The 26457-nt window shown below is 50.1% G+C and carries 29 protein-coding genes; 7 read left to right on the top strand and 22 right to left on the bottom strand.

Annotated features, from left to right (window positions below; all coding sequences use genetic code 11):
• Positions 1-134 precede the first annotated feature (134 nt).
• Positions 135-1040 carry a polyphosphate kinase 2 gene (gene ppk2, locus HCX92_RS02320; protein ID WP_169293309.1) on the bottom strand — a complete coding sequence of 302 codons (906 nt, stop codon included), beginning with the start codon at positions 1038-1040 and terminating at the stop codon, positions 135-137.
• Positions 1041-1524: 484 nt separating this feature from the next.
• Between ppk2 and HCX92_RS02315 the strand changes: the two genes are divergently transcribed.
• Positions 1525-2481 (top strand): siderophore ABC transporter substrate-binding protein, encoded by a 957-nt coding sequence (locus tag HCX92_RS02315; RefSeq protein ID WP_169293308.1) that lies wholly within the window; start codon positions 1525-1527, stop codon positions 2479-2481.
• 113 nt (positions 2482-2594) lie between these two features.
• Here HCX92_RS02315 and HCX92_RS15025 read toward each other — a convergent pair whose 3' ends face one another.
• The 4 genes from HCX92_RS15025 to HCX92_RS02295 all read right to left on the bottom strand — a co-directional run bounded on the left by HCX92_RS15025 (position 2595) and on the right by HCX92_RS02295 (position 5885).
• Positions 2595-3503, bottom strand: coding sequence for a nuclear transport factor 2 family protein (locus HCX92_RS15025; RefSeq protein ID WP_371808380.1), 909 nt, complete (start codon positions 3501-3503; stop codon positions 2595-2597).
• 111 nt (positions 3504-3614) lie between these two features.
• The gene (locus HCX92_RS02305) at positions 3615-3998 is read right to left on the bottom strand and encodes a hypothetical protein (RefSeq protein ID WP_169293307.1); all 384 of its coding nucleotides are present in this window, start codon (positions 3996-3998) and stop codon (positions 3615-3617) included.
• Between the two features lie 285 nt (positions 3999-4283).
• The gene (badI, locus tag HCX92_RS02300; RefSeq protein WP_169293306.1) at positions 4284-5066 is read right to left on the bottom strand and encodes a 2-ketocyclohexanecarboxyl-CoA hydrolase; all 783 of its coding nucleotides are present in this window, start codon (positions 5064-5066) and stop codon (positions 4284-4286) included.
• A gap of 51 nt (positions 5067-5117) precedes the next feature.
• Positions 5118-5885, bottom strand: a complete 768-nt coding sequence (locus tag HCX92_RS02295) for a glucose 1-dehydrogenase (RefSeq protein WP_169293305.1) — start codon at positions 5883-5885, stop codon at positions 5118-5120.
• A gap of 61 nt (positions 5886-5946) precedes the next feature.
• Between HCX92_RS02295 and HCX92_RS02290 the strand changes: the two genes are divergently transcribed.
• Positions 5947-6417, top strand: coding sequence for a MarR family winged helix-turn-helix transcriptional regulator (locus HCX92_RS02290; RefSeq protein WP_169293304.1), 471 nt, complete (start codon positions 5947-5949; stop codon positions 6415-6417).
• A 3-nt stretch (positions 6418-6420) separates the two neighbouring features.
• On the opposite strand, the gene aliB is transcribed toward HCX92_RS02290, so the two are convergent.
• Complete coding sequence (gene aliB / locus HCX92_RS02285) at positions 6421-7569, bottom strand: cyclohexanecarboxyl-CoA dehydrogenase (RefSeq protein ID WP_169293303.1); 1149 nt, start codon at positions 7567-7569, stop codon at positions 6421-6423.
• A gap of 292 nt (positions 7570-7861) precedes the next feature.
• Between aliB and HCX92_RS02280 the strand changes: the two genes are divergently transcribed.
• The 4 genes from HCX92_RS02280 to HCX92_RS02265 are packed head-to-tail and all read left to right on the top strand — an operon-like array spanning position 7862 to position 12228.
• A complete protein-coding gene (locus tag HCX92_RS02280; RefSeq protein WP_169293302.1) occupies positions 7862-9496 on the top strand; it encodes an AMP-binding protein in 1635 nt (544 codons plus the stop codon).
• A gap of 26 nt (positions 9497-9522) precedes the next feature.
• Positions 9523-10296 (top strand): enoyl-CoA hydratase-related protein, encoded by a 774-nt coding sequence (locus HCX92_RS02275; protein ID WP_169293301.1) that lies wholly within the window; start codon positions 9523-9525, stop codon positions 10294-10296.
• A 52-nt stretch (positions 10297-10348) separates the two neighbouring features.
• Positions 10349-11041 (top strand): nitroreductase, encoded by a 693-nt coding sequence (locus HCX92_RS02270; protein ID WP_169293300.1) that lies wholly within the window; start codon positions 10349-10351, stop codon positions 11039-11041.
• Positions 11042-11043: 2 nt separating this feature from the next.
• Positions 11044-12228 (top strand): MFS transporter, encoded by a 1185-nt coding sequence (locus tag HCX92_RS02265; protein WP_169293299.1) that lies wholly within the window; start codon positions 11044-11046, stop codon positions 12226-12228.
• A gap of 110 nt (positions 12229-12338) precedes the next feature.
• On the opposite strand, the gene HCX92_RS02260 is transcribed toward HCX92_RS02265, so the two are convergent.
• Positions 12339-12713 (bottom strand): hypothetical protein, encoded by a 375-nt coding sequence (locus HCX92_RS02260; RefSeq protein ID WP_169293298.1) that lies wholly within the window; start codon positions 12711-12713, stop codon positions 12339-12341.
• Positions 12714-12840: 127 nt separating this feature from the next.
• On the opposite strand from HCX92_RS02260, the gene HCX92_RS02255 reads away from it, so the two are divergent.
• On the top strand, positions 12841-13062 hold the full coding sequence (locus tag HCX92_RS02255; protein ID WP_169293297.1) for a putative signal transducing protein: 222 nt from the start codon (positions 12841-12843) through the stop codon (positions 13060-13062).
• A 46-nt stretch (positions 13063-13108) separates the two neighbouring features.
• On the opposite strand, the gene HCX92_RS14960 is transcribed toward HCX92_RS02255, so the two are convergent.
• The 15 genes from HCX92_RS14960 to phnH form a co-directional block, all read right to left on the bottom strand.
• Entirely contained in the window at positions 13109-13243 is a 135-nt protein-coding gene (locus HCX92_RS14960; protein ID WP_256368573.1) for a hypothetical protein, read from the bottom strand.
• A gap of 14 nt (positions 13244-13257) precedes the next feature.
• Positions 13258-14253 (bottom strand): asparaginase, encoded by a 996-nt coding sequence (locus tag HCX92_RS02250; RefSeq protein ID WP_169293296.1) that lies wholly within the window; start codon positions 14251-14253, stop codon positions 13258-13260.
• Between the two features lie 23 nt (positions 14254-14276).
• Entirely contained in the window at positions 14277-15356 is a 1080-nt protein-coding gene (locus HCX92_RS02245; protein ID WP_169293295.1) for a tartrate dehydrogenase, read from the bottom strand.
• Positions 15357-15575: 219 nt separating this feature from the next.
• Positions 15576-16370, bottom strand: coding sequence for an ABC transporter permease (locus tag HCX92_RS02240; RefSeq protein WP_169293294.1), 795 nt, complete (start codon positions 16368-16370; stop codon positions 15576-15578).
• A gap of 1 nt (position 16371) precedes the next feature.
• Positions 16372-17181: an ABC transporter ATP-binding protein gene (locus HCX92_RS02235; RefSeq protein ID WP_169293293.1), complete on the bottom strand. Its 810-nt coding sequence runs from the start codon at positions 17179-17181 to the stop codon at positions 16372-16374.
• Between the two features lie 6 nt (positions 17182-17187).
• Positions 17188-18222 carry an ABC transporter substrate-binding protein gene (locus tag HCX92_RS02230; RefSeq protein ID WP_169293292.1) on the bottom strand — a complete coding sequence of 345 codons (1035 nt, stop codon included), beginning with the start codon at positions 18220-18222 and terminating at the stop codon, positions 17188-17190.
• 197 nt (positions 18223-18419) lie between these two features.
• Positions 18420-19694, bottom strand: a complete 1275-nt coding sequence (locus HCX92_RS02225) for a mechanosensitive ion channel family protein (protein WP_169293291.1) — start codon at positions 19692-19694, stop codon at positions 18420-18422.
• A 98-nt stretch (positions 19695-19792) separates the two neighbouring features.
• Positions 19793-20551, bottom strand: coding sequence for a phosphonate metabolism protein PhnP (gene phnP, locus HCX92_RS02220; protein WP_169293290.1), 759 nt, complete (start codon positions 20549-20551; stop codon positions 19793-19795).
• Between the two features lie 61 nt (positions 20552-20612).
• Complete coding sequence (gene phnN / locus HCX92_RS02215) at positions 20613-21218, bottom strand: phosphonate metabolism protein/1,5-bisphosphokinase (PRPP-forming) PhnN (protein ID WP_169293289.1); 606 nt, start codon at positions 21216-21218, stop codon at positions 20613-20615.
• Complete coding sequence (locus tag HCX92_RS02210; protein WP_169293288.1) at positions 21218-22363, bottom strand: alpha-D-ribose 1-methylphosphonate 5-triphosphate diphosphatase; 1146 nt, start codon at positions 22361-22363, stop codon at positions 21218-21220. The genes phnN and HCX92_RS02210 overlap by 1 nt, the downstream gene beginning before the upstream one ends.
• The gene (gene phnL, locus HCX92_RS02205; protein ID WP_169293287.1) at positions 22353-23057 is read right to left on the bottom strand and encodes a phosphonate C-P lyase system protein PhnL; all 705 of its coding nucleotides are present in this window, start codon (positions 23055-23057) and stop codon (positions 22353-22355) included. The genes HCX92_RS02210 and phnL overlap by 11 nt, the downstream gene beginning before the upstream one ends.
• A 10-nt stretch (positions 23058-23067) precedes the next feature.
• Positions 23068-23883, bottom strand: coding sequence for a phosphonate C-P lyase system protein PhnK (phnK, locus tag HCX92_RS02200; RefSeq protein ID WP_169293286.1), 816 nt, complete (start codon positions 23881-23883; stop codon positions 23068-23070).
• Positions 23883-24761 (bottom strand): alpha-D-ribose 1-methylphosphonate 5-phosphate C-P-lyase PhnJ, encoded by an 879-nt coding sequence (locus HCX92_RS02195; RefSeq protein WP_169293285.1) that lies wholly within the window; start codon positions 24759-24761, stop codon positions 23883-23885. Before HCX92_RS02195 ends, phnK begins: the two co-directional genes overlap by 1 nt.
• Positions 24758-25858, bottom strand: a complete 1101-nt coding sequence (locus tag HCX92_RS02190) for a carbon-phosphorus lyase complex subunit PhnI (protein WP_169293284.1) — start codon at positions 25856-25858, stop codon at positions 24758-24760. Before HCX92_RS02190 ends, HCX92_RS02195 begins: the two co-directional genes overlap by 4 nt.
• 2 nt (positions 25859-25860) lie before the next feature.
• A complete protein-coding gene (gene phnH, locus HCX92_RS02185) occupies positions 25861-26454 on the bottom strand; it encodes a phosphonate C-P lyase system protein PhnH (RefSeq protein ID WP_169293283.1) in 594 nt (197 codons plus the stop codon).
• Positions 26455-26457: the final 3 nt, after the last annotated feature.

Genomic DNA, 26457 nt, shown 5'->3' with positions numbered 1-26457 from the left:
TTTAATTTGCCACCAATAAGCCTGCAGTCCAACAAACAACAAGCCCCACACTCAGGGGCTTGTCAACGTTACCGGGATAGCAAAACCGGACTTGCGTTTCGGTTTTATTCCTGCAAAGCCAAATTAGCACCCGATCAATAAATGGCCGGCACGATCATTTCTGCCGGTGTCGGGTTGCGAATATAGTCAGGATGATGCTCGCGCGCGGGCAGCTCGATAGGCTCGCGTGTGACTTCACCATACGGTATCTGCGACAGCAAATGTGAAATGCAATTCAGGCGGGCCCGCTTTTTGTCTACACCTTCAACCACCCACCATCGAGCCTCGGGAATATGCGTCCGCTCCAGCATTTCTTCCTTGGCCTTGGTATAAGCCTCCCAACGACGGCGTGACTCCAGATCCATGGGAGACAATTTCCATTGTTTCAGGGGATCATGCATACGCATCAGGAAACGACGGTATTGCTCATCATCGCTAATCGAGAACCAGTACTTGATCAGGACAATACCGCTACGCACCAGCATTTTTTCAAATTCGGTCACATCATGGAAAAACTGCTCCAGCTCATCCTCGGTACAAAACCCCATCACCCGCTCCACACCGGCGCGGTTATACCAGCTACGGTCAAACAGCACAATCTCACCACCTGCGGGAAGATGAGACACATAACGCTGGAAATACCACTGGGTTTGCTCACGGTCACTCGGAGCAGGCAAGGCCGCTACCCGGCAGACACGAGGATTAAGACGCTGCGTAATACGTTTGATGGCCCCCCCTTTACCCGCAGCGTCACGCCCTTCAAAAATAACCACTACCTTAAGTTTTTTGGCAACCACCCAATCCTGAAGCTTGATCAGCTCACCCTGCAAACGCAACAATTCACGGAAATAAATCCGCCGGTCCATGCCATCGCCAGTCGGCATTTCACCCAAAACATCATCCAGGCGATTATCATCAATTTCCATTTCCAGCTCTTCATCAAAACTGTCTATCATGTCGGCATAAAGACGCTGGGTGTGTTCAGATAAATTTTCCGTCATAAGAAAACAACTCCTTAAATAATGAATGAAATTTATAGCTTTTATATGACGCGTATATGACTGGTAAATCATCCGCGCGGGCAAGCCGGCACCGCTCACCACTGATCATCAGATCAATGTGTGATTTACTCATTCTACCGCTTACAGGATTTAATAAAAGAGGTGCTGATACCAACTGCACGGGCACCAGACATGCGCATAAAAAGGGAGTTTGCCCTGCTCACTCTTATATAAGAGCACTGAAGATGAGAATAGTTTCAAAACTGCGGGATTCTCAACAAGGACAGGCATCCAATAGCTGAAAAAATACAAAACACAATAACAAAAACAATTCTCATTTACAATCTTGTAAATTTAGGAGAGAATGATTCCCATTATTTTTTAAAGAGCTGAAAGAAGCTTCATCCCGTCTGCTAATGGTGATTTTTTGCCACTAATGTTTACCTCTTACTCTTATTTACCCAACACAAAAAAGGATACTTCAATGAAGCCCAAGTTACAAAAAACGAAATGGCTCACCTTGCTGCAAGCAACAATGGCAATCACTTTTGCCACGGCCACCGGACATGCCATGGCACAGGATACACAAGTAAAGGTTCAACATGCCAAAGGCGAAGCCACCATCAAGGCCCAGCCTGCCAAAACCGCCGTTTTTGACTTACCAACCCTGGACAACATGCAAACGTTGGGCATTCAGGCAAGTGCAGTGGCCAACTCGCGTTTCCCTGAATTTCTTGCCGCTTACAACGAAGAAAGCATACCCAGGGTTGGCACCCTGTTTGAACCCGATCACCAGGCACTTGCCAACGTTGCACCGGACTTGATTTTTGTTGGCGGCCGCTCCAGCGCCAAATTTGATGACGTGCTTAAAATTGCCCCAACCCTGGACATGAATATTGATACGCAAGCACCCCTGGAAAGTATCGAACGCAACGTGAACACCTTGGGCAAGATATTTGACAAGGAAACACAGGCAGCCGAAGCCCTGGATAAACTGAATGCATCCATAAACGCCTTGAAAGCCAAATCCGCCAAGGCCGGCAATGCCATGATGATTCTGTCCATCGGTGACAAAGCCAGCGCTTTTGGACCCGGTTCCCGCTTTGGCATGATTTATGACGTATTTGGCTTTACACCCAATGCCGCGGTCAAAGACCTTTCCACCACAGACCGCCACCCCTTCAAACTGGAAGATATTGCCAAGGCCGATCCCGACTGGCTATTTGTAATTGATCGCCATGCCGCCACGGGCAGCAATGCAGACAAACCATCCAGCAAGGAAGTACTGGAAAAATCCGTCATTGGACAGACCCGTGCCGCCAAGAATAATCAGATTGTTTATGTGGACCCGTACAACTGGTACATTCTGGGTAGCGCAGGCTTGACTTCCATGCAGCAGAATATTGAACAGATTTCTGCCGCTCTGGATGCGAAACAATAAAACCAGGTTTTAAAATTGGACGTTGCCCCCAAAACCCTGTGACCTATAGGCGTTGTGGGGGCAATGTCCCGGGTGCTGCCATGCAGCATAAAAAACAGTAAAGCAAATAATCCTCAGGCAAACCCCTTCACAGCTTCACGGATATCCTCCTCGCTCACATCCCGCATATGCGTTGCTATAGACCAATTATGCCCAAACGGGTCTTTAAGGACACCATAACGGTCTCCCCAGAAAGTGTCATCGATTGGCATAACGGGGATTGCTCCGGCAGCAATGGCTTGCTCATAAATCGCATCGGCATTGTCCACATATAAATGCACCGTAACCGGTGAGCCCTTAAGTGTTGCAGGTCCCACCGCCCCCCATTGTTCATACTCATCCATTAGCATCACGACAGAATCGCCGATGCGGATCTCTGCATGCATCAATTTATCTTCCGAGTCAGCCAGACGGGATATTTCTTTTGCATTAAACGCTTTTTTATAAAATTCGATCGCCTTACTGGCACCGGCACACACCAAATGCGGTGTGACCGTATTCATGCCAGAAGGCACTGACCTGATTTTATGATCGTCATCGGGATCAAGATCAAACAAAGCCTTGTAAGACGCCATATCGAATGGGGCAGAAAAGTGCTCATGTTCAATCAGCCATTGTCCATCCACTTTTTTATAGCCGGTTGTCATTCTCATCCAGGCTACATTTTGCTTTCCACTTTCATCCTTTTCTCCACAACGAATCAAACAATAAACCAGCGCCAGTTCTCCGCTCACGGAAATATGCACCTCTTCAGGCTCAAACACCATATCATTGGTACACATTTCCAGGCAGGCCTGCCAATGTTTGCCATAAGCCTCTTTACCCTTGAACCGCAATTGCACAACGGCATCGTAAGCAATGATATCGGGCGTATAGTTTGACATGATCTGATTGACATCCTTTGTCTGGATTGCATCCTGCCAGCGTTGCATTGCCTGTCTGATTTCTGCCTTTTCTATCGTGTTACCATTTTCAGCACTCATCATCCTGCTCCTTTTACCAAAAAGAATGGCAAGGCTACTGAAACTGAAAACCCAAGACAGGCGTTAGTCCCACTTGAATGAAAGGTCATTTCAATAGCCCCGCCAAAAGAACTACTGTTTAATCACATGCCAGACATTCAAGGCCTCATCCCCCATCATGTCGCCCTGTTTCATATCTTTTTTATACAGGTACAAAGGTTGCCCCCTGTAAGCCCATTGCTTGCTGCCATCATCCCGCATAATAATGCTGTAATCCCCTTCAGCACTACCATCCTCAGCCACCGGCAGCGGAGGCCAATTTTCGGCACATTGGTCATTACATACACTTTTACCAGGCATATCCCTGTCTTTATCATACGTATATAAAGTCATACCCTCGGCATTGACCAACACACCATCCATTGCTTTTACCGGAGGGCCTGCCGCACGGGCACTTTCACTGGCGAATCCACAACCCAAACTGGCCAATGCCAGCATAAGTAATAGCTTTCTCATTTTTACCTCCCTAATTGTTAAGAACACACAGGAGAAACTGGCTTGTATTGCTACCGGCCAGTTCTTACAGGATACACCTAAACTATTGAAAACAAATAACTATTTTAATAAAATACATTACTTTTTATTTCTGGTTTGTAACCCTGCAGGCAGTCAGTGAATTCACTCCCACGCGGGAGTGAGAGACGAAAGAACGTGGAAGCGGAAAAAAAAGCTCCCACGCGTGAGCATGGGAGCCAAAACGAAACCGATGACCGCACCAACCTGCAGCCAGTTGGTTAAGCTTTATTTCACATATTTGCGGAATTCAGGCTTGCGTTTCTCACGGAAAGCGTTACCACCCTCTTTGGATTCATCCGTGTCGTAATACATTTTCAGGGCGTGCATGGACAGTGAGGACATGGCACGAATCATTTCGCTGTCCACATTGAATGAGCGTTTTGCCAAAGCAATGGCTGTAGGACTTTTCTCATTGATTTCATCACACCATTTCTGCACTTCTTCGTCCAGTTGATCGTGTGGTACCACGGCATTGACCAGCCCCATTGCCAATGCTTCCTGGGCAGTATAACGGCGGCACAAATACCATATTTCACGGGCTCTTTTCTCTCCGACCACACGTGCCAGGTAAGCCGTGCCAAAACCGGGATCAACCGAACCCACTTTAGGACCCACCTGACCCAACTGGGCCTTATCAGAAGCAATCGCCAGGTCACATACCGTCACCAAGACGTTACCGCCACCGACTGCAAAACCGTTAACACGGGCAATCACAGGTTTATTGATATCGCGGATAACGCTTTGCAACTCTTCTACCGGCAGACCGATCACACCACGACCACCGTAATCACCATCTTTGCCAGATTGGTCACCACCGGTACAAAATGCCTTGTCGCCGGCACCTGTCAATACAACCACACCTACGCTTTTATCCACTTCAGCACGCTTAAAGGCATCAATCAATTCTTCGCAGGTTTGCGCATCAAACGCGTTATAAACTTCAGGCCGGTTAATGGTGATACGTGCTGTGCCATTATTGACTTCGTACAAAACTTTTTCATATAACATGATGAATCTCTCTTCCAGAATAATTTGTTTTAACTTAAATCAAATAAGATTTTAACCAACCATGGTCAGCCCACCAGACACACTAATCACCTGTCCGGTAATAAAAGAGGCCTCGTCGCTGGCCAGGAAAGCCACGGCACCCGCCAAGTCTTCGGGTTGACCAAGACGGCCAAAAGGAATGGCACGGGTCAAGCCATTGCGCAACTTTTCACCATACTCGCCTTCACCGCAGAAATCACGGAACAAAGGCGTATCGGTTGGGCCGGGGCACACCACGTTAACGTTGATCTGTTTTCTGGCCAGTTCACGGGCAATGGTTTTGGAGAAAGCGATTAAACCGCCTTTACACATGGCATAAACGGATTCGCCACTGGAACCGACGCGGGCTGCATCAGAGGCAATATTTACCACACGACCCTTGCCACGCTCTGACATGCCTTTGAGTACCGCATGGTGCATGTACAATACACCAAAGAAGTTGATGTCGACAATTTTTTCCCATAGCTCCTTATTGGTATCCAGGAAATTGCCGGCCCGATCCCAGCCTGCGTTGTTAACCAGCACATCAATCGGTCCCAGTGTGCTTTCAATGTTGTTCACACACTCAATGACTGATTCCTGATTGGTCAGGTCTACCAGGAAAGTTTGCGCGAAGCCACCCGCTGCCTTGATTTTTTCTACGGTTTTATCGCCGGCTTCCTGATTGATATCAACCACAGCCACCTTGGCACCCGCCTGACCAAACCGCTCGCAAATAGCACTGCCAATACCACCGCCACCACCGGTCACCAATACAATTTTATCTTTTAATCCAAACATTGTGTTTCTCCACTAAAATAAGTCTATACGCTTAATGAATCCATTCTTCACTTCAATCATCATGACTACTTCCGATAAAGACAAAGAAGCAGCAATTTATGAAATCAATAACCGGCTTTTTTTCCGGTTTTTCCAGGCTGCCAACACCCTTCACACCAAAGGCACCCAGGCACTGGAAGAATTTGGCATAACCACCCAGCAATGGTCGGTACTGGGCGCCCTATCCAGACCCAAGGCGGAAAACGGCATGAGCGTCAATGAGCTGTCCCGCTATCTGCTCATAACCCGCCAGAACCTGACTGGTCTGCTTGGCCGTCTTGAACGTGATGGCTATATCATCCGCACGCCCAGTACCGAAGACCGCCGATCCATCAGGGTTTCCTTAAGCCCTAAAGGAAAAGAGCTCTGGAAGAACCTGGCGGAACCCATTCATCAGTTTTATGACCTTGCACTGAAGAACATTTCCTTTGATGACCGCCTGGCCCTTATCCACTACATCAACACCTTGCAGCAAAACATGTCAAAAATTTAAGCTTTAACTTAATTTAAGGCCTGTTTTTGTACGGGCAATAATCATTTTCATGATTTGCGCAGTACCATCACCAATTTGCAGGCCAAGCACATCCCTTAAGCGCTGCTCATAAGGGTAGTCTTTGGCATAACCACCATGTCCATGGAACAGCAGACACTGGTAAATAATGTCATAAGACAGTTTTGGTCCCCACCATTTACACATGGCCGCCTGTGAGGTATGGGGCAAATCATTGTCTTTCAGCCAGAGTGTTTCAAGGCAAACCAGACGGGCCGCCTGGTAATAGGTTTCATATTCGGCCAATGGAAAACTGACCCCCTGGTTTTCCACGATGGGTTTGCCAAAAGTTTCACGCTCTTTGGCATATTCCCAGGTTTCATCCAAAGAGGCACGTGCCACGGCAAGACACTGCAGACCGATTAAGGCCCGGCTATAGTCAAAACCCTGCATGACCTGGGTAAAACCTTTGTCTTCTTCACCCAGCATATGGCTGGCCGGCACCTTGACACCATCAAAAAATATTGAGCCCCGCCCCACGCAACGTGTACCCAGATCATCAAAGGCGGTACGGGTAATACCGGGCAAATCCATGGGTACCAAAAATGCGCTAATGCCTTTGGCACCTTTGACGCCACTGTTGGTACGGGCAAAAACCACGGCAACATCGGCCTGGTCAGCCAGTGAAATGGAGGTTTTTTCACCGGTCAGGACATAATGATCGCCCTCTTTGACCGCTTTCAATTGCAATGCTGCAGCGTCTGAACCGGCTGAGGGCTCAGTCAGTGCAATCGCAATCAGTTTTTCTCCGGCAATGATTTTTGGCAACCATTCCTGTTTAAGCGATTCGCTGGCAAAACGATTGACGATTTGACCACATAAGGACACCAGCAAGCTGACATATGCCATGTTGAAATCCGAAGCGGAAAGCTGCTCAAGCAACAGACCGCTGGTGACGCAGTCCATTCCCATACCACCATAAGCTTCGGGCATTTCCACACCCAGCAAACCCAAATCACCCATCTGGCGCACGATGTCCCGCTCAAGGCGTCCTGTTTTATCGCGTAGCTGATAACCGGGTGCCAGCACCTCGCGTGCAAACCTGCCCGCACTTTCCACCAATACCCGCTGATCTTCTGTAATTGAAAATTCCATATTGCCTCTTCAACCTGATTAGAATATATGTAAATATATTTACCTATATACCTATAATTACATAATCCTTGATCGAGTTCAACAAAATTCCCTGATTAATGGACAAAAAAATCAAAATAAAGGGAAAACACTAGTATTTTAATTGTGCTCAATGAGGAAGAATAACAAAAAATATTATGGAAATATGTTTACCTATATGCCTGCAGGGATATCCACGAATCCATGCATAAATAAGGTAATCCATCCATCAAGCATCAAATTCTTTCATCCACTATTACACAAGAGACAGATCATGAAATTTGACACATCCCTGATTGATGCACGCAAAGAAAAAATGACAACAAACGGCTTCTGGAAAAACAGGACTATCGAGGATTTCTTCAGCCAGGCAATGCAAACGCATCCGGATAAAACTGCCGTTGTTACCTATAAGGTCGATGGTGAAAACAGCTCCCCCGTACGCCTTTCCTATCGTCAACTCAATGAGCGTATTGACACCATTGCCAAATCCCTTATCCGCCTGGGCATTCAACGCTCCGATGTAGTCAGTTTCCAGATTCCCAACAGCTGGGAGTTTATTGCCTTATCCCTGGCATGCGCCCGGATTGGTGCGGTGGCGAACCCCTTGATGCCCATTTTCCGTGACCGGGAATTAAGCTATATGCTGAAATTTCTCGAATCCAAGGTCTTCATTGTCCCGTCCGTATTCAAGAACTTCAACTATGAAGAAATGGCCAACGGACTACTACAAAAAATAGACACCCTGCAACATATTGTGGTCGTAGGCGGTAAAGGCGAAAACAGTTTTGACAAACTCCTGCTGACGGACACCTCTTCCGAACCCCTTGTCCCCGATCCGGTCAAACCAAACGATATTCTTCTGCTGATGTTCACATCGGGCACCACCGGTGAACCCAAAGCGGTCATGCATACGTCCAACACGCTGTTTGCCGCCCTTGACGGTTTCGTGGATACCCTTGAACTGAAAGACAGTGAAATTATCCTGGGTGCCTCTCCCATGGCACACCTTACCGGTTACGGTTATCTGGCCATGCTGCCTATCATGCTTAATTCAACCACGGTTGTCATGGATAGCTGGGAACCCAATATCGCCCTGCAAATCATTAAAGACGAAGCAGTCACGTTCAGCATGGCTTCCAGCCCCTTTGTACAGGACATGTGCAATGCCACTGAAAAGGGAGCCCCCCGTTCTCCGCAATTTACCAAATTCTGCTGCGCAGGCGCGCCCATTCCGCCCATTGTGATAGAGCGTGCCCATAAAATCATGAACCTCACGGTATGTTCTGCCTGGGGCATGACCGAAAACGGCGCCATCACCATTACCCCCCCTTCAAAGGCACTGGAAAAATCCAGCATCAGCGATGGCAAGGCCATTGCCTGCACCGAACTGAAAATAGTTGACGGTAATGACAATGAATTGCCACAAGGCGAAACAGGACGCCTGCTGGTCAGAGGTGCTTCCCAATGTGTGGGTTATTACAAAAAACCCGAACTCAATGCACTGACCGAAGACGACTGGTTTGATTCAGGTGACCTTGCCTTCATGGACCCGGAGGGCTATATCCGCATCAATGGCCGCAGCAAAGATATCGTTATTCGCGGTGCAGAAAACATTCCCGTGGTTGAAATTGAAAACCTGCTTTACCAGCATCCTGCCATTGCCACCGTTGCCATTGTTGGCTTCCCTGATGAACGGCTGGGTGAACGGGCATGCGCCTTTGTAACGCTTAACGAAGGTGCCAGCTTCTCTTTTGAGGAAATGATCCGATACCTGAAAGAGAAAAAAGTGGCCCAGCAATACTTCCCCGAAAAGCTGGAAATAAGGGGCGATTTACCCAGAACACCCAGCGGCAAACTGCAAAAATTCATGCTGCGCGAGGAAGCCAAAACTTTCCAGATTGATTAATCCAGCCAATAGGTGGAACCACAAACATGAATACAGCAGTACTTAAAGAAATCGTGGGCCAGGTCGGCATACTGACCATCAATCGCCCGGATGCCATGAATGCCCTTAATGATGATGTCATGAACGGCCTGACCCTGGGTCTGGATGAGTTCGAGCAAAATGATGCCATTCATTGTGTGATTATTACCGGTTCGGAAAAAGTGTTTGCCGCCGGAGCCGATATTGCCGCAATGCGCAACTACGAATACATTGATGTGTATCGTGACAACTTCATTACCCGCAACTGGGAGCGCCTGAAAACTTTCCGCAAGCCTACCATTGCCGCTGTTTCAGGCTATGCGTTGGGGGGTGGCTGCGAAGTGGCCATGATGTGCGATATGGTGTTTGCAGCAGACAATGCCAAGTTCTCACAACCCGAAGTCAGGATCGCCACCTTGCCGGGGGCCGGTGCCACCCAGCGTCTGCCCCGCTCTGTCGGTAAAGCGGTAGCCATGGATCTATGCTTTACCGGTCGCATGCTTACCGCCGCCGAGGCCCTGCAGTTTGGCCTGGTATCGCGCGTGTATCCCAAAGCGGAACTCATGCACGAAACACTTGAACAGGCACAAGCCATCGCAGCGTATTCCCTGCCTGTTCTCATGATGATGAAAGAATCCCTGAACCGGGCTTTTGAAACACCCTTGAACGAAGGGCTCGCCTTTGAGCGAAAAATGCTTTATGCTACTTTTGCACTGGAAGATCGCAAAGAAGGCATGAATGCCTTTATTGAAAAACGACCGGCCAATTTCAATAATCGTTAACAAAAAAAACGGACCAGGTCCGTTTTTTTTACCTCTCAGGCATTTGATATACATGGACACGATTGAGCAAATCCCCCAAAACGCTGCATTAGCGGCCATTACCAGTCGCAAAAGCATCCGAGGCTTTTTGCCAGATGCCATACCGGCCCCGCTGTTACACACCTTGCTGAAAACCGCAGCACGCGCGCCCAGTGGCAGCAATATCCAACCCTGGAAGGTACATGTCGTATCAGGCCAGGCCCGCGATGCCTTATCTGCCGCCCTGCTTGATGCTTTCCAGACTGGCACCCCCAACCAGTGCGAATACCAATACTACCCTAAAGAATGGCGGGAACCTTATCTGGCCCGTCGTCGCGAAAACGGCTGGTCGCTTTACAATATTCTGGGTATCCAAAAAGGCGACAAGGCCGCCATGCAACGTCAGCATGCCCGCAATTTTGAATTTTTCGGGGCCCCTGTTGTCTTATTCGTGACCCTTGACAACGACATGGAACAGGGCAGCTGGCTGGATGCCGGCATGTTCATACAAAATATCATGATTGCCGCCCGTGCCCTGGGCCTGCACACTTGCCCGCAGGTTGCACTGGTCAATTACCCTGCCATTGTCAAACAGCATCTGTCCATCCCGACTGGGCAAACCCTGGTCTGCGGCATTTCCCTTGGCTATGAAGATACCTCCAACCCTGCCAACACCCTGGTGACCACCCGGGTGCCGCTGGAAGAATTCGTGACTTTTCACGCGTAAACATGCAAACCACCTGGAGACCCTTTGCCTGGGTCGGTGCCGCACTGTGTGCCGGCACCATGGGAACTGCCCTTGCAAGCCCTCTTTATCCGTTTTACCAAGCCCTGTGGGACCTGCTACCCAGCGAAATCACCTATATTTTCATTGCCTATATGATGGGTGTCCTGGTTACCCTGCTTTTTCTGGGTAAAGTCACCGCCCACTACGGTTTTTTACCCGTCCTCAAAGGAGGACTTGTTTTTTCCATTATTGGCCTAAGCATTTCTGCCCTGGCCATTTCCCCATTCCTGCTTGGGCTCGGGCGGGTCACCATAGGTATTGCTTCTGGTATGATCAGCACTTCAGCCATGCTTGGCATGAGCCAGATTCTTCCTGCCAGCCATAAATCCAGATCGGGGCAGATTGCCTCTATGGTTAGTGTAGCGGGATTTGGCTCGGGGCCATTCATTAGTGGCTGGATTGCCCAGTTTCTGCCCTATCCACTGGTCACGCCTTATGTCACCGTCCTGGTACCCTGTATTGTTATTCTTTATGGCTTGCGGTCTGTCAGGCCAGAAATACAAAGCAAGCCAGGCCACCCTTCTTTCATGCCCAAATTGGAGATGCCGGCAGACCCTGCCCTTAAACCGCTTTTCCTGATTATTTCCATGACCGCGTTTGCCGCTTTTGGCATATTCAGCCTTTATGGTTCACTGGCCCCCTCTTTCCTTGAAAAAATGATTCCATGGAACGGCCCAGCCATTAGCGGGACGGCAATTGCTTCGGTCCTGTTCATATCAGGCTGTACCCAGTTCATGCTAAGGTCTTTGCCCCTACACCGGACCTTATACCTTGGCATGCTGTTCCTGCTGCTGGCTTGCCTGGCACTGGGACTCACCATGAGTACCCATTCCACCCTATTATTTGTAATGTCGGATATCCTGGCCGGGCTTGCCCATGGCGCCATCCTGCTGGCCACGTTTGGCATTGTGGGACAACTCAGCACCCCTGAAAACCGAGGTCCCATTTTTTCAACTTATTTGTTTATTGGCTATCTGGGAACCATTCTACCCATTGTTTCAGTTGGGCTGCTGGCCGATGCTTTTGGTTTACTGTCAGCCGTTATTATATTTTGCATCAGCATGAGCTTGTTGACCCTGGGGTTAATCGTAACTAAGCTCAGGCTAGACCGCTCTGTTTCATCCTAATATACAACAATGAAAAACAAAAAACCTGCGCACTAGCCAAGCTGGCAAGCAGGTTTATGCATTCCCTTTAGTATTCATCAGACAGCCTATGAGTTACCTCCAGTAAGAACTTACTGGGAACTATTGTCAACGGCCTCATTGCTAATGACTTCATGACTGACTGTAACGGATTGGTTATCTATACTGGACGAGCTTACCTGTTCTGTTGTGCCCGTAACCAGGGGAAGATTGGCAATGGTTTGATGCTGCAGGAAGTACAGGGTTTTATTACGGTCATCGCAAGCACCCACACAGCTTATGCGGGAATTTCTTTCTTCCAGTTTATCCTGCTCGAAGCCACGGAATTTCAACTCATGATTATTATTGTTGTTGAACCCTACTTCCAGGGGAGGGGAATACTCGAAACTGGCAGCACCCGCCGAAGTAGCGAAAAGCCCAGCTCCCAAAACAGCAAAAGTGGAGATAAGTATAAAGGATTTTTTCATGCTACACCTCCGAAAGGTTAAAACAGAAAAGCCAATTCATCCACCTCAATGGCCGTTTCGTATAGGATACACTTAAACAATTGAAAAATATACTCTATTTTTGTTACTACCACACAGTGAGAACACGATGGACATGATCCCGATTTATACAATGAAATCAGAACCGGAGGCGGCCGTTATTTCTTCGCTCATGACGGCCTATAACATTCACTTTATCATTTCAGGACGGGGATTCAGTTCCATGTATCCCGGAGCGGTATCCAATAGCCTGAATGAGCAGACCCTGATGGTTCGGGCAGACCAGGTTGAACTGGCCAAAACCCTGCTAGAACCTTTCTTGAACAGCTGAAAAAACGCCTTTACACCAGGCATGTTGTTCAAGCAAAAACGAACGGTCAATCCAGATCATTTTTATCAATCTCTTTGGGAATGCCAATTGCCCGTTTAATAAGCCTCCAGGCAATCAACCCAATCCCCAAAAACAATACGCCCAGTACCGTCGCAAGTAAAAAATAACTAAAATCACTCATATTTTTTCCTGGTATTAGTGGCTTGCACTCCATTGCACGAGCAAGTCTTTAATCTGTTCCCTGTCACAATTATTCCATAGTGCCACAGCCAGTAACAATCGCGTCTTGCGCGGACACAACCACCGCCCCATTAAAACACCATTTTTCTGCAGGTCTATTTCAGCACCTTTATAACCATACACGGCCTGTGTGGTACTGCCCGCACCGGTTCTGGAACAGACAACAACCGGTATCCGTTCTGCGGCCACCACCAGCACATCCCGCAGGGACTCAGAAACATGGCCGGATCCGAAGCCTGCAACCACGACTGCCTGGCAAGCCCCGTGCGCTATTGCCAGAGAAAGTATATCCGGATCATCATCAAGCGTATGCTCAAGCAATAACACTTTAGCACTGGTACTGGCCGGGATCGCCAGTTGTGGTTTACGCACGGTTGCCCTGAAATACTGTACCTGCTTTTCAAGCACCACCCCTGCCAGACCAAATACCGGAGATTCAAAGGCATTAACACGGCTTGAATGAACTTTACGGACATGTCTCGCTTCATGAATTTCGTCATTCATGACTACCAGAACACCCCTGTTGACAGATTCCTGGCTACACGCAACCGTCACCGAGGCCAGCAAATTGGCTGCGCCATCGGCTCCGGGCTCTTCGGGCGAACGCATGGCCCCCATCAATACCAAGGGCTGGGGATGACGCCAGAAAAGATCCAGAAAAAAGGCGGACTCTTCCAGCGTATCGGTGCCCTGGGTAATAATGACACCATCGGCACCCTTTTCCACTTCTTTTTCGGCCCATGCCAGGCAATTGAAAAGATGCTCAAAACGAATGGAACCACTGGGCAATTTTTGCAGGGTTTGCAGGCTAAAATCTGCCATATCGGCAATACCCGGCACGCCTTGAGCCAGCTCCCGGGCGCCCAGGGTGGCGGTTACGCCCCCGGACTGGCTGGCAGTCATGCTAATGGTGCCCCCCAAAGCGCCAATGGCGATCCGTTTCTTGCTCATTATTTTTCCTTGTTTGCCAATGCTTAAATAAGACCGGCAATCGCCATGCCCACTTCTGTGGTATTGGCCGTGCCACCCAGATCCCGAGATTTTGGCCCCTGCACCAGCACGGTTTCAATCGCAGCCATGATGGCATCATGAGCCTGTGCGCAGGCCGGATCCTGTTCTCTGAAAAAGTCCAGCATCATGGCACCCGACCAGATCATGGCAATCGGATTGGCGATGTTTTGTCCGTAGATATCAGGCGCAGACCCGTGCACCGGCTCGAACAGGGACGGGAAGGTGCGGTCGGGGTTCAGGTTGGCTGAAGGCGCCAACCCAATCGTGCCGGTACAGGCCGGCCCCAGGTCGGACAGGATATCGCCAAACAGATTGGAAGCCACAACCACATCAAAGCGGTCGGGTTGCAGCACAAAGCGGGCAGACAGGATATCAATGTGCTGTTTATCCCATTGTACCTGTGGGTAGTCTTGCGCCATTAAGGCCACCCGTTCATCCCAGTAAGGCATGCTAATTGAAATGCCATTGGATTTGGTGGCGGCCGTGAGTTTTTTACGTTCGCGCCTGGCCGCCAGCTCAAAGGCGTATTTCAGAATGCGGTCTACGCCCTTGCGGGTAAAAACCGACTCCTGCAACACCAGCTCACGGTCGGTGCCTTCAAACATTTTGCCACCTACCGACGAATATTCACCTTCGGTATTTTCACGCACGACCAGGAAATCAATATCGCCAGGTTGGCGATTGGCCAATGGGCATGGCACGCCAGGTAACAATTTTACCGGGCGCAGGTTTACATACTGGTCAAAATCACGACGGAACTTTAGCAAGGAACCCCACAGGGAAATATGGTCAGGCACGGTATCGGGCCAGCCTACGGCTCCAAAATAAATGGCATCAAACTGCTGCAGGGTTTCAAACCAGTCATCGGGCATCATTTTGCCGTGCTGAACGTAATAATCGCAGCTGGCCCACTCAAACTCCTCTATGTGCAAATCCAGCCCAAACTTTTCCTGTGCCGCTTTCAATACACGCAAGCCCTCGGGCATGACTTCTTTACCAATACCATCACCGGGAATGGCTGCAATCCTGATTTGTTTTGTCATTTGTCATCCAACAAAAAAGTAAATATTCTTATTTATTTAAACTGTAATTCATGAATATCATATCTTAACCATATATGCCCATCTTGCGAACGGTGAGCCTGACTCAACCTTAAAAAAACAACAGGAAAACAGACAAGAAAAAATCCCCCTGTTCCCGGCATGTGTTATCCGGCAACAGGAGGATCGTATCAACAGACAAACATCTGTCTGCTTGAGCACTTACAGCTTTTCGGTTTCGCCCGAGGTGGGTTTCCAGGTCAGGAAATGTTTCTCGGTAAGGCTGACCATTAAATCAAGGACCAAGGCGAAGACGGTTAACACAATAATACCGGCCACCACCGTATTGATATCAAAAGTGCCTTCGGCCTGCAAAATAAGGTAACCGACCCCACTTGCCGAACCCAGGTACTCGCCAACCACTGCGCCCACAAAAGCCAGACCTACCGATGCATGCAGGCTGGAAAACACCCAACTGGTTGCCGATGGCAAATAGACATGGCGCAACAATTGTTTGCGGTTGGCTCCCAGCATTCTTGCGTTATCCAGCAAAGTGGGGCTGACCTCCTTGATGCCCTGGTACACGTTGAAAAACACGATGAAAAATACCAGCGTGACGGCCAGCGCCACTTTTGACCAGATACCCAGGCCAAACCACATGGCAAAAATAGGCGCCAGAATAACCCGGGGCATGGAGTTGAGCGCGGTCAGGTAAGGATCAAGCACCAGACTGGCGGTTTTTGACAGGCCCAGCCACAAGCCAAACAACATGCCGAATACCGTGCCAATCACAAAAGCCAACAGGGTTTCACTTAAGGTCACCCCTAAATGACGGTAAATATCGCCATCGACAATAAACCAGTCCCAGATAGTCTGGGCCACCCCAAGCGGCCGGCCAAAAAAGAAAGCCACGTTGTCGTTAAGCGAGGCAAAATACCAAACACCCAGTATTGACACCAAAATAATAAACTGCCACAACCGGAAGTTGCGTGTATTAGGTTTAATTGAATTCCACATATCAGGCCCGTTTCTGTTGATTGTATCCTTTCAGGACTTCTTCGCGCAGGACATCCCAGATAGCCTTGTGCAGCTCGGCAAAACGGGGATGGGAACGAACCTCGGCCACATCACGGGGCCGTGGCAAATCAATCTTGAACTCACCAATAATATGCGTTCCCGGACCGGCTGAAAGAATCACCACACGATCACTCATGGCGATCGCCTCATCCAGGTCATGGGTAATGAACAACACCGCCTTGCGCTGGCTCATCCATATTTCCAGGACCTCGTTTTCCATCAATTGACGGGTCTGGATGTCAAGGGCCGAAAAAGGCTCATCCATAAGAATGATATCCGGATCCCGGATCATGGTTTGCGCCAGCATGGCCCGCTTACGCATTCCCCCCGACATTTGATGGGGGTATTTGTTGACGGCATGCGACAAACCAACCCGTTGCAGCCAATCCATGGCCCGGGCACGGGCCTGCTCTTTGGGAACATTGGCAAACTCAAGCCCGGCCATCACGTTTTCAAGCGCACTGCGCCAGGGCATGAGTGCCTCACCCTGGAACATATAACCGGCCCGGTGATTAATACCCCGCAAAGGTTGGCCAAAGACCTTGACGGAACCGGCAGACGGCTCAAGCAACCCGGCCCCTACGTTAAGCAGGGTTGACTTGCCACAACCGGTTGGCCCCACGACAGAGACAAACTCACCAGGTGCAATATGCAGGCTGGCGTCACGCAGTGCGGTATATTTCTCGTTTTTGTTATCACGTGACACGAAGGTACATGTGATCTTATCCAAAGATAATGCAGGTTCTGACATATTGACTTAAACTGTTTGCGCTTTTTCAGCAAAATCGTTGGTCCAGCACTTGGACAAATCAATCGCCTCGGCGTTGAAATTTTTAATATAGCTGGCCAATGCTTTCAAAGCCGTTTCGGGTCCTTTCTCGTTCATCAGGCCATTGGGTGACAAGCCCTCGAAGCTTTTGGTCAAGGCCAGCTTGTAGACCTCGGGATTACCCAACAGGTAACTTTCGGGAACCACCTTCATGACTTCGTCAACACCCACCTGCTGGATCCACTTGTCGGCTTTGACAATGGCATTGGCCAAGGCCTGTGTCGTATTGGGATTCTCATCAATAAAGCGTTGTGACGCATACAGACAGCCTGAGGGCATGGGGCCACCAAAAATCTCTTCGGTAACTTTCAGGCTGCGGGTATCGGCAATGATCTGGATATCTCCCGCATAGTCAAGAATACTTAACACCGGATCCACGTTACTGATGGCATCGATTTGCCCCGAGCGCAAAGCGGTTACCGCACCGGCACCGGCACCGACGCCAATAATGGACACATCGGAATCTTTCAGACCATGTTGCTTCAGGAAAAAGCTCACCAGCATATTGGTGGAAGACCCTGGTGCCGTGACACCGATTTTTTTGCCTTTCAGGTCTGCCGGTGATTGGTAATCGGGCATGTTCTTTTTGGACACAGCCAGACCAATCATGGGCGCACGTCCCTGCAGCACAAAAGAGCGATAAAACTGCTTCTTGGTCTGCAGGTTAATGGTGTGCTCGAATGCACCAGAACAAACATCGGCGCTGCCACCCACAACCGCCTGCAAGGCTTTTGAGCCACCGGCAAAGTCGGCAATTTTCACATTCAGTCCTTCTTCCTTGAAGTAGCCATTAATATCAGCAATCGACAAAGGCAGATAGTAAACCAGCGCCTGGCCACCCACCGCGATTGATACATCTGTTTTTTCCAGTTTCTTGTCTTGGGCACGCACGAAAGACGGTGCCAAAGCAGCCAAACCGGAAACACCCGCAATTTTCATTAAATCACGACGGGAAATAGCCATTTTCAATCTCCTACATGGATGTTCTTATAAAACCATAGAAAAAATTTACCCATTCCGGGTAAACAATAACGTTTCATTGTAACAGAGCGTTTTCTATTCAAGTCACGACAAACCCGCCGGCCGTGGCTGAATCGGGTTATTACCTGGTTTTTTCACAGGCAAATGCCCGATTCTCCCAACCGTCAGCGGTCCTGTTTTCAGGCTGACTGACTTTGCTTTTCTGCGACTTCAGACAAATTCCGGGCAATCAAGGCAAAATCATGCCCGCTGGGCGATTGATGCAGGCGCAACCCAAATTCGGGAACCACGGCAAAGATATGATCAAAAATATCAGACTGGATACTTTCATATTCAACCCACGCCACGGTATTGGTAAAGCAGTAAATTTCAATAGGCACACCATCTTCAGTGGGGGCCAACTGCCGGACCATGATGGTCATGTCTTTGCGGATATTGGCATGATTGCGCAAATACGTTTCCAAATAGGCCCTGAAGGTACCTATATTGGTTAACCGCCGGCCATTCAGGGCCAGGCTCAAATCCCAGTCATGCTCTAGGTTATAACGCTCGAGCTCACGACTTTTCTCCAGGATATAGTCGGCCAGCAAACGGCTTCTGGCCAGCTTTTTCATTTCTGCTTCACTGATAAAATTGATGCTGGTCACATCAATATTAATGGATCGCTTGATACGACGCCCACCCGACTCCGACATCGCCCGCCAGTTCTTGAACGAATCTGAAATAAGTGCATAAGTGGGAACTGTGGTGATCGTGTTGTCCCAGTTCCTGACCTTGACAGTGGTCAGGCCGACATCAATCACGGCACCATCAGCATTGTATTTGGGCATTTCAAGCCAATCACCCAGCTTGAGCATCTGGTTGGCCGACAATTGTATGCCGGCTACCAAACCCAGAATGGGATCTTTGAACACCAGCATCAGGACGGCCGTCATGGCACCCAAACCACTTAGCAAAATAACCGGTGAACGGCCAATAAGCAGGGAAACAATGAAAATACCCACCGCAATGGAGGCGACCAGCTTGATGGTCTGGAAAATCCCGTTTAAAGGAAGCTGTGTGGCCACCTGCCTTTTATAACACCAGTCCAGCAGGATATTCAGCGTTGAAAACAAGGCGAGCAGTGCATAAATATATGTCCATATTTGCACGGCAATTAATATGCCATTCAGAAGCCTTCCCTGTAATAGCCATAAATTGGCCTGTATACCGACCAGGATCCCCTGAATAAAAAAGACTACGTGGCTGAGCAGACGAGAATGGCTTAATAGCTGTAAAAACAGATACGGGGATTTTTGCATATGCGCCCGCAAAAATCGTACCAACCCATAATGCAGGATGAAATGAATGATAACGGTTGTAATGAAAATCAAGCCCAGCGCAATCCAGGTGGCCTCGTTTTCCGTCACGTCATATTCCCAGGCTTTAAGCCAATAGGACAAGGGTTCCAGCATGTGTTGTTCCTGTTTGTTTACTTCGGAGATTAAAAAATAACGCCCCGATTAACGGGGCATGAACCTGAATATTATTAAACCATCTATAAGAAACAATATCAAACCGTCAGGACTTGTCCGTCCCTGGCCACCTTGACATTAGCCGGCAGGGAGTCGGGATTGTTAATGAGCCAGTTATCCATTTCATGGCCAATATGGGTCAGCAGCAAGACACCAATCGCCAAGCCCTCACACATCTTCAGCGCCGTGTTTAGATCATTGTGATTGCGTGGAGGCGTATCGCGAGGCGGATGGGAACAATCCACAATGCAATAGTCCAGGGGTCGCTGTTTTAAAAAAGCGTAAGTATCCGCCCCCAGTCCAACCGTATCGGTCAAGTAGGCAATACGCCTTTCCCCTTCCTCAAACAAATAACCAAAACAGGGTTTGGAGTGCACCAATGGCAAGGCGGTCACCTGGAATTGCGCCCCCAACTGGCGAGTTTCAAATGCAGCAAAAGGCTGCGAAAAATCAAGGATACCGGGGTGCTTGTATAAATCGGCAAAGCCGGCTTCATCAAACGGGCCATGAACCGGGATACGCAACCCCACGCCCCAGCGCAAATGCAACAAACCCTGGGCGTGGTCGGCATGATAATGCGTTTGCAAAATACCGCTTAGCGTACCCGGCGCGAAGCGCTGGCATAAATCCATATGGCCACTGTCAACCAGCCATTGTTCTGTCCCGCTTTGTACCAGCACACTGCTGGGTTTGCGCACAAATTGCGGATTCTGGCGTGCCTGCTGGCAAGCCGGGCAGTGGCAGTTATAAACGGGCACCTGGGCCGTATCCCCGGTGCCCAGAAATGTCAATTTCATTTATTGCTCCAGAAAAAATCCCGGCCTGCAAACCGGGGAAAACATCAAGATACCGGTTATCTCAGGATAAAAACGCACGCTTTTCAGATCGAACCCCTGCATGGCACCACATTTCCAGTTTATCGCGCAATTGCTCAACCGCCTGCATCAAATCACCGGAGTTGTCCAAAAGAAAGAAACTGAGCTGCTGCAAGGCCAGCTTATTTTGCAATACCTGCTCAAAGCAGCTGTTTCGCTCTAAACGCAAGGTAATTTCCTGCAAGGATTCCCGTCCCCGGCTAATCAGGCGTTGCCTGAGCAGCTCGGGCTTGACGGCAACCAGCACGATAATGACATCGGGATATAACTGGCTTACATGAGTACAATAAGAACGCGAACCGTTAACCAATACCGTTTTTCCTTCCGCCAGATGACGGTCAAGGTCTTTCGGAATACCATAGGCCAGGCCGTTGGCCCGCCAGCTCATGGAAAAACCGCCCTGGGCCTCGATCTGCTCAAATACTTGCATCGAGACCGAATCCGCCACTTCACCCGGCGAATTTTCTGGCCGGGTAATCACCCGTTTCATGATAACGCAATCATCTGGCAAATCATGGGCCAGGGCCTGCAACAGACTATCCTTGCCACTTCCTGAGGGTCCCACCAAATAAACCAGTTTTCCCGCCATTAGAACACCCTGTTCCCTTCGCGCCAGACCTGACGCACCACAAACTGAGAACCGGCCTGTGCGACATGAACCAGATCCGCCCGCAAACCCAGCCTGATTTCACCGCGATCACTCAAATTGGCGGCGCGTGCCGGCAGCAGGCTAATGGTGGCGACGGCCTTGGGCAAATCGTAACCATTTTCCAATTCGCTCAGCTTTTTAACCGCCTGCAACAGGCTGGCCGGATAATAATCGCTGGACAGAATATCCAGTACGCCATGGCCGGCAAGATCTGCGGCGGCAATATTGCCGGAATGGGAACCGCCCCGTACAATATTGGGCGCCCCCATCAGTACTTTCATGCCCAACTGATGGCTAAGCGTGGCCGCTTCATGCGTGGTGGGAAATTCTGCAATTTGCATGCCAAAACCGGCCGACTCTGTCACATGCTCATGAGTGGCATCATCATGGCTGGCCATGGAAAGGTTTTTTTCCTGGCAAATACCGGCAATCTTGCGACGATACTCAACACTGTATTTTTCGGCATTGATGCGCTGGCGAACAATAAAATTTTCCATCTCGGCATCGCTCAGGTGATATTTGCCCTGATAATACTCACGGTATTTCTCGTATTTGACAAACTGGCGCTGTCCGGGTGTGTGATCCATTAAAGAAACCAGCTTGACCAGCTCATGATCAACCAGTTTTTCAAACATTTCAAGGGTTTTTTCATGGCTCACCTCACAACGCAGATGCAACCGATGATCGGCACGCATATGACCCTCCCGGTTAGCCTTTCCAATGGCCTCTACCATACGAGGCAATTGCTGAAGACGGTTCCCTTTGGGATTCACATCGCCAATCGACAGCGCATCAAACACCGTAGTAATACCGGAGCCGACAATTTGCGCATCATGGGCCAGTACGGCCGAGTCTGACGGCCAATCCACCCCCGGACGGGGATTCATGTATTTTTCCAGGTTATCGGTATGCAACTCGATAAATCCAGGCATTAAATAATCGCCATTTAAATCCCGGGCAGCCGAAAGCCGGCTGTTTCCTTCGCTCACCTCGCTGATCAGGCCATCCCGAACCACCACCGTACCGGTAAAGACCTCATTGGCCGTGACAACCTTGGCATTGGTGTAAATCTGCTCATGCGGCATGACTTGCCTCCTGGGTATTCATGTCAATGTAACGGTCGGCCACCCCATCACGGGCAGCCTTGTCATGGAAAATGCCAATAAGCGCCGAACCCGCCTGTTTGGCTTCCGTAATCAAATCCAGCACCACTTGACGGTTGACGTCATCGAGCGATGCCGTGGGTTCATCCAGCAGCAGAACCGGCCAGTCAACCATGAAGCCACGGGCAATATTGACCCGCTGCTGCTCACCACCGGAAAACGTGCCGGGAGCCAATGACCACAAGCGCTCGGGAATATTCAGGCGCTGCAGCAAGGCCTGGGCCCGGCTGCGAGCCTTTTCAAGGCTCCAGCCCCGCTCCAGCGCCGGCTCCATGACGATATCCAGACACGTGACGCGTGGAATCACCCGCAGGAACTGACTCACATAACCCATGGTTTCGCGGCGCACCGCCATAATCTCGCGCGGTTCGGCACCCACCATGTCGAACATGCCACCCTGGTGCAAAATACGGATACTGCCATTGGCAGGCAGGTAGTTACCGTATAGCGTACGCATCAGGGTTGATTTACCTGCCCCCGAGTGACCGTGCAAGACCACACATTCGCCTGCCTGTACGTTGAAACTGATATTTTTCAGCACATTCAGGACAACGCCCTGCTGCTGATGCAACGTAAAGGTTTTATTTAAATTTTCAACTTCCAAAATTGTTTGCATTGCAATCACCTTAAGGCTGTAAAACGGATGACACCAGCAACTGGGTATAGGGATGCTGCGGATCATCAAGAATCTGGTCAGTGAGGCCGCTTTCCACAACCCGTGAACGGCGCATCACCATTAAGCGGTCTGCCAGCAAACGGGCCACAGCCAGGTCATGGGTCACAATAACCACAGCCAGATCCAGCTCACGCACCAGGCGGCGCAACATATCCAGTAAACGGGCCTGTACCGAGACATCCAGCCCCCCTGTGGGTTCATCCATGAAAACCAGGCGTGGACTGGAAACCAGGTTGCGGGCTATTTGCAGACGCTGTTGCATCCCACCCGAAAAAGTGCGCGGCAAATCATCAATGCGGTTGGGATCAATTTCCACCTGATTCAGCCAGCTCAGGCCCTGTTCCCTTAAGGTACCGTAGTGACGGACACCCTGTGCCATCAGGCGCTCACCAATATTGGCACCGGCTGATACGCCCATACGCAGTCCGTCACGCGGGTTCTGCTCGACAAACCCCCACTCGGTACGCAACAGGGTACGGCGCTCGGCTTCGCTACTGCTGTACAGGTCAATCAACTCACCCTGTTGATTGCAGTAGGTGATATTGCCTTCCTGTGGCTGGCTACGCCCCGACAATACGCTTAACAACGTGGATTTACCGGAACCGGACTCACCCACAATGCCCAGCACCTCACCGGGATACAGGTCAAAGGAGACATTCTGACAACCTTTATCAGGGCCAAACAGTTTGCCCACTTCCCTGACTGCAAGCAAAGGCTGCCTGCCCGCACTTTGTGTTGTTTCAATAATTGAAGGTAATGCCGCCATTACTGTTTCTCCTGCTCTGCAACCTGCTGGCTGCAATAATCGGTATCCGAACACACGAACTGTCTGGTGCCCTGGTCATCGACAATGATTTCATCCAGGTAAGAATGGTCGCTGCCACAGATGGCACAACTTTGCTCCCACTTTTGCACTTCAAACGGGTGATCGTCAAAGTCAAGACTGCTGACCCGGGTATACGGGGGAACCGCATACAGGCGCTTTTCACGACCGGCACCAAACAGCATCAGGGCCGGGCTCATGTCCAGCTTCGGGTTGTCAAACTTCGGAATAGGTGACGGGTCCATCACATAACGGTCATCCACCAACACCGGATAGGCATACGCCGTTGCAATATGGCCATATTTGGCAATGTCCTCATACAGCTTCACGTGCATCACACCATAATCATTCAGGGCATGCATGGTCTTGGTTTCCGTTTCTGAAGGCTCGATAAAACGCAAGGGCTCGGGAATGGGTACCTGAAACACCATGATCTGGCCTTTCTTCAGTTCAGCCTCGGGAATCCGGTGACGGGTCTGGATGATTGTGGCTTCCCCGGTTCTTTCGGTGGTTTGCACACCTGCGGTGGTGGAAAAAAAGCGCCGGATGGACACCGCGTTGGTCGTATCATCAGCCCCCTGGTCAATGACCTTAAGTACATCGTCCTCACCCAGTACGGCAGCGGTTACCTGTATGCCACCGGTACCCCAGCCATATGGCAAAGGCATTTCACGACCGCCAAAAGGCACCTGATAGCCGGGGATGGCCACGGCCTTGAGCAGGCCACGACGAATCATGCGTTTGGTTTGTTCGTCAAGATAGGCAAAGTTATACCCTTCTGCCCGGGCCGGACGGTTCTGATTTTCCAGGCTGCTTATCATGCCTGCTTCTCCTGTATAGAATATTCTTCACTGATTTGCTCATCCTGTGCATGCATTTTGCGGATCAGTTCCAGCTCTGACTGGAAGTCGACATAATGCGGAAGCTTCAAGTGTGAAACAAATCCGGCAGCTTCCACGTTATCGCAATGCATTAACACAAACTCTTCCTGCTGGGCCGGTGAGATGATTTCCTCACCCAGTTCCCCGGCACACAGGGCGCGATCCACCAACGCCATACTCATGGCCTTGCGTTCGTTGTAACCAAAGGCCAGACCATAACCACGGGTGAACTGGGCCGGTTCGGTTTTGGAACCAATGAACTGGGTCACCATTTCGCACTCGGTCACTTCAATATCACCCAGCGGCACGGCAAAATCCAGTTCTTCCGGCTCGATCCAGACCTCGGTAAAACCAATCCGGATTTCACCGGCAAAGGGATGATTGCGGCCATAGCCACGCTGGGTTGAATAAGCCAGTGCCATCATGAAACCTTCATCCCCACGGGCCAATGCCTGCAAGCGCTGCATCCGGCTGGTTGGAAAGTCCAGCGGCTCACGGGTAATATCCGGCACGTCCGCCTGGCTGTTCTTTTCAACCCGCATCAGGCCTTCTTTTTCCAGCAGCTCAAGCACACGGGGACAAGGCTCGGCCTGCAAAGGTTCCTGTGACGGTTCGGGCAAGGCCTGCCCCTCTGCCAGCAAGGTGAAATCCAGCAAGCGGTGGGTATAGTCAAACGTGGGGCCCAGCAACTGTCCGCCCGGCAAGTCCTTGTAAGTGGCAGAGATACGGCGCTCTATTTGCATCTCACCGGTTTGCAATGGCACTGACTCGGTAAAGCGGGGCAAGGTCGTACGATAGGCACGCAGCAGGAAAATCGCTTCCAGCAAGTCACCCGCCGATTGTTTAATGGCCAGTGCCGCCAGCTCTTCATCATACAAAGAGCCCTCGGTCATGACCCGCGCCACCGCCAGACTCATTTGTTCACGAATCTGCACCACTTCAAGCTCGGGAATGTCGGTAGAACCACGACGTTTTTTTGCCAGCAGGTAATGGGCGTGATCAATGGCTTTTTCGCCACCTTTTACAGCAACATACATGGTTAATTCTCCACCTGAAAGTTGACTTGCGTACTGCGTGACAAGGCCATGATCTGCTCACCGGCAATAAAAAACATATCAATACCGCGGGGAAACGCACTCACCGCCTGACGGGTCTGCCAGAAAGCCTGATTCACCGGCAAACAAACCTGTCTTTGTGTTTCGATGCCAGGTCCCTGCCAGACAGTTGGCACACCACCCTCAAAAGAATCCAATTGAATAAGGGCTGTGCAGGACTGATCAGGGTCGCGATCGGTTCCCGCATTCAAACTGGCAATCACCCCGGTTTCAGAAGCCAGCATCAGGGCAAAGTCGGCATCCTGGGGCTGTTCTACCACCGGGCAGGCACAATGAAAAGCCAGGTTGGCCCTGATGGCAGGTGTATCCAGTGCCGGGCTCAGCCAGACCTTCGTATCACTGTCAAGCAGGGTCAAGGCCAGGGCATAACTGGCAGGCGCCAGTGTATCCAGCGCATCAACCAGACGGAGCTCATGGGAAAGACCGGGTTCGGACATGGCTTTCAGGGCCAGCCGGAAACTTTGCCGGGAACCGCTAACCGGATTGTCAAAAGCCGGTTTCAAATCGTTTGAGTTCATTGT

Source organism: Advenella sp. EE-W14, from assembly GCF_012923605.1.
Classification (GTDB): domain Bacteria; phylum Pseudomonadota; class Gammaproteobacteria; order Burkholderiales; family Burkholderiaceae_B; genus Advenella; species Advenella alkanexedens.
The sequence above is the reverse complement of the archived record's forward strand: the minus strand, read 5'-3'. Positions and strand labels throughout refer to the sequence as shown.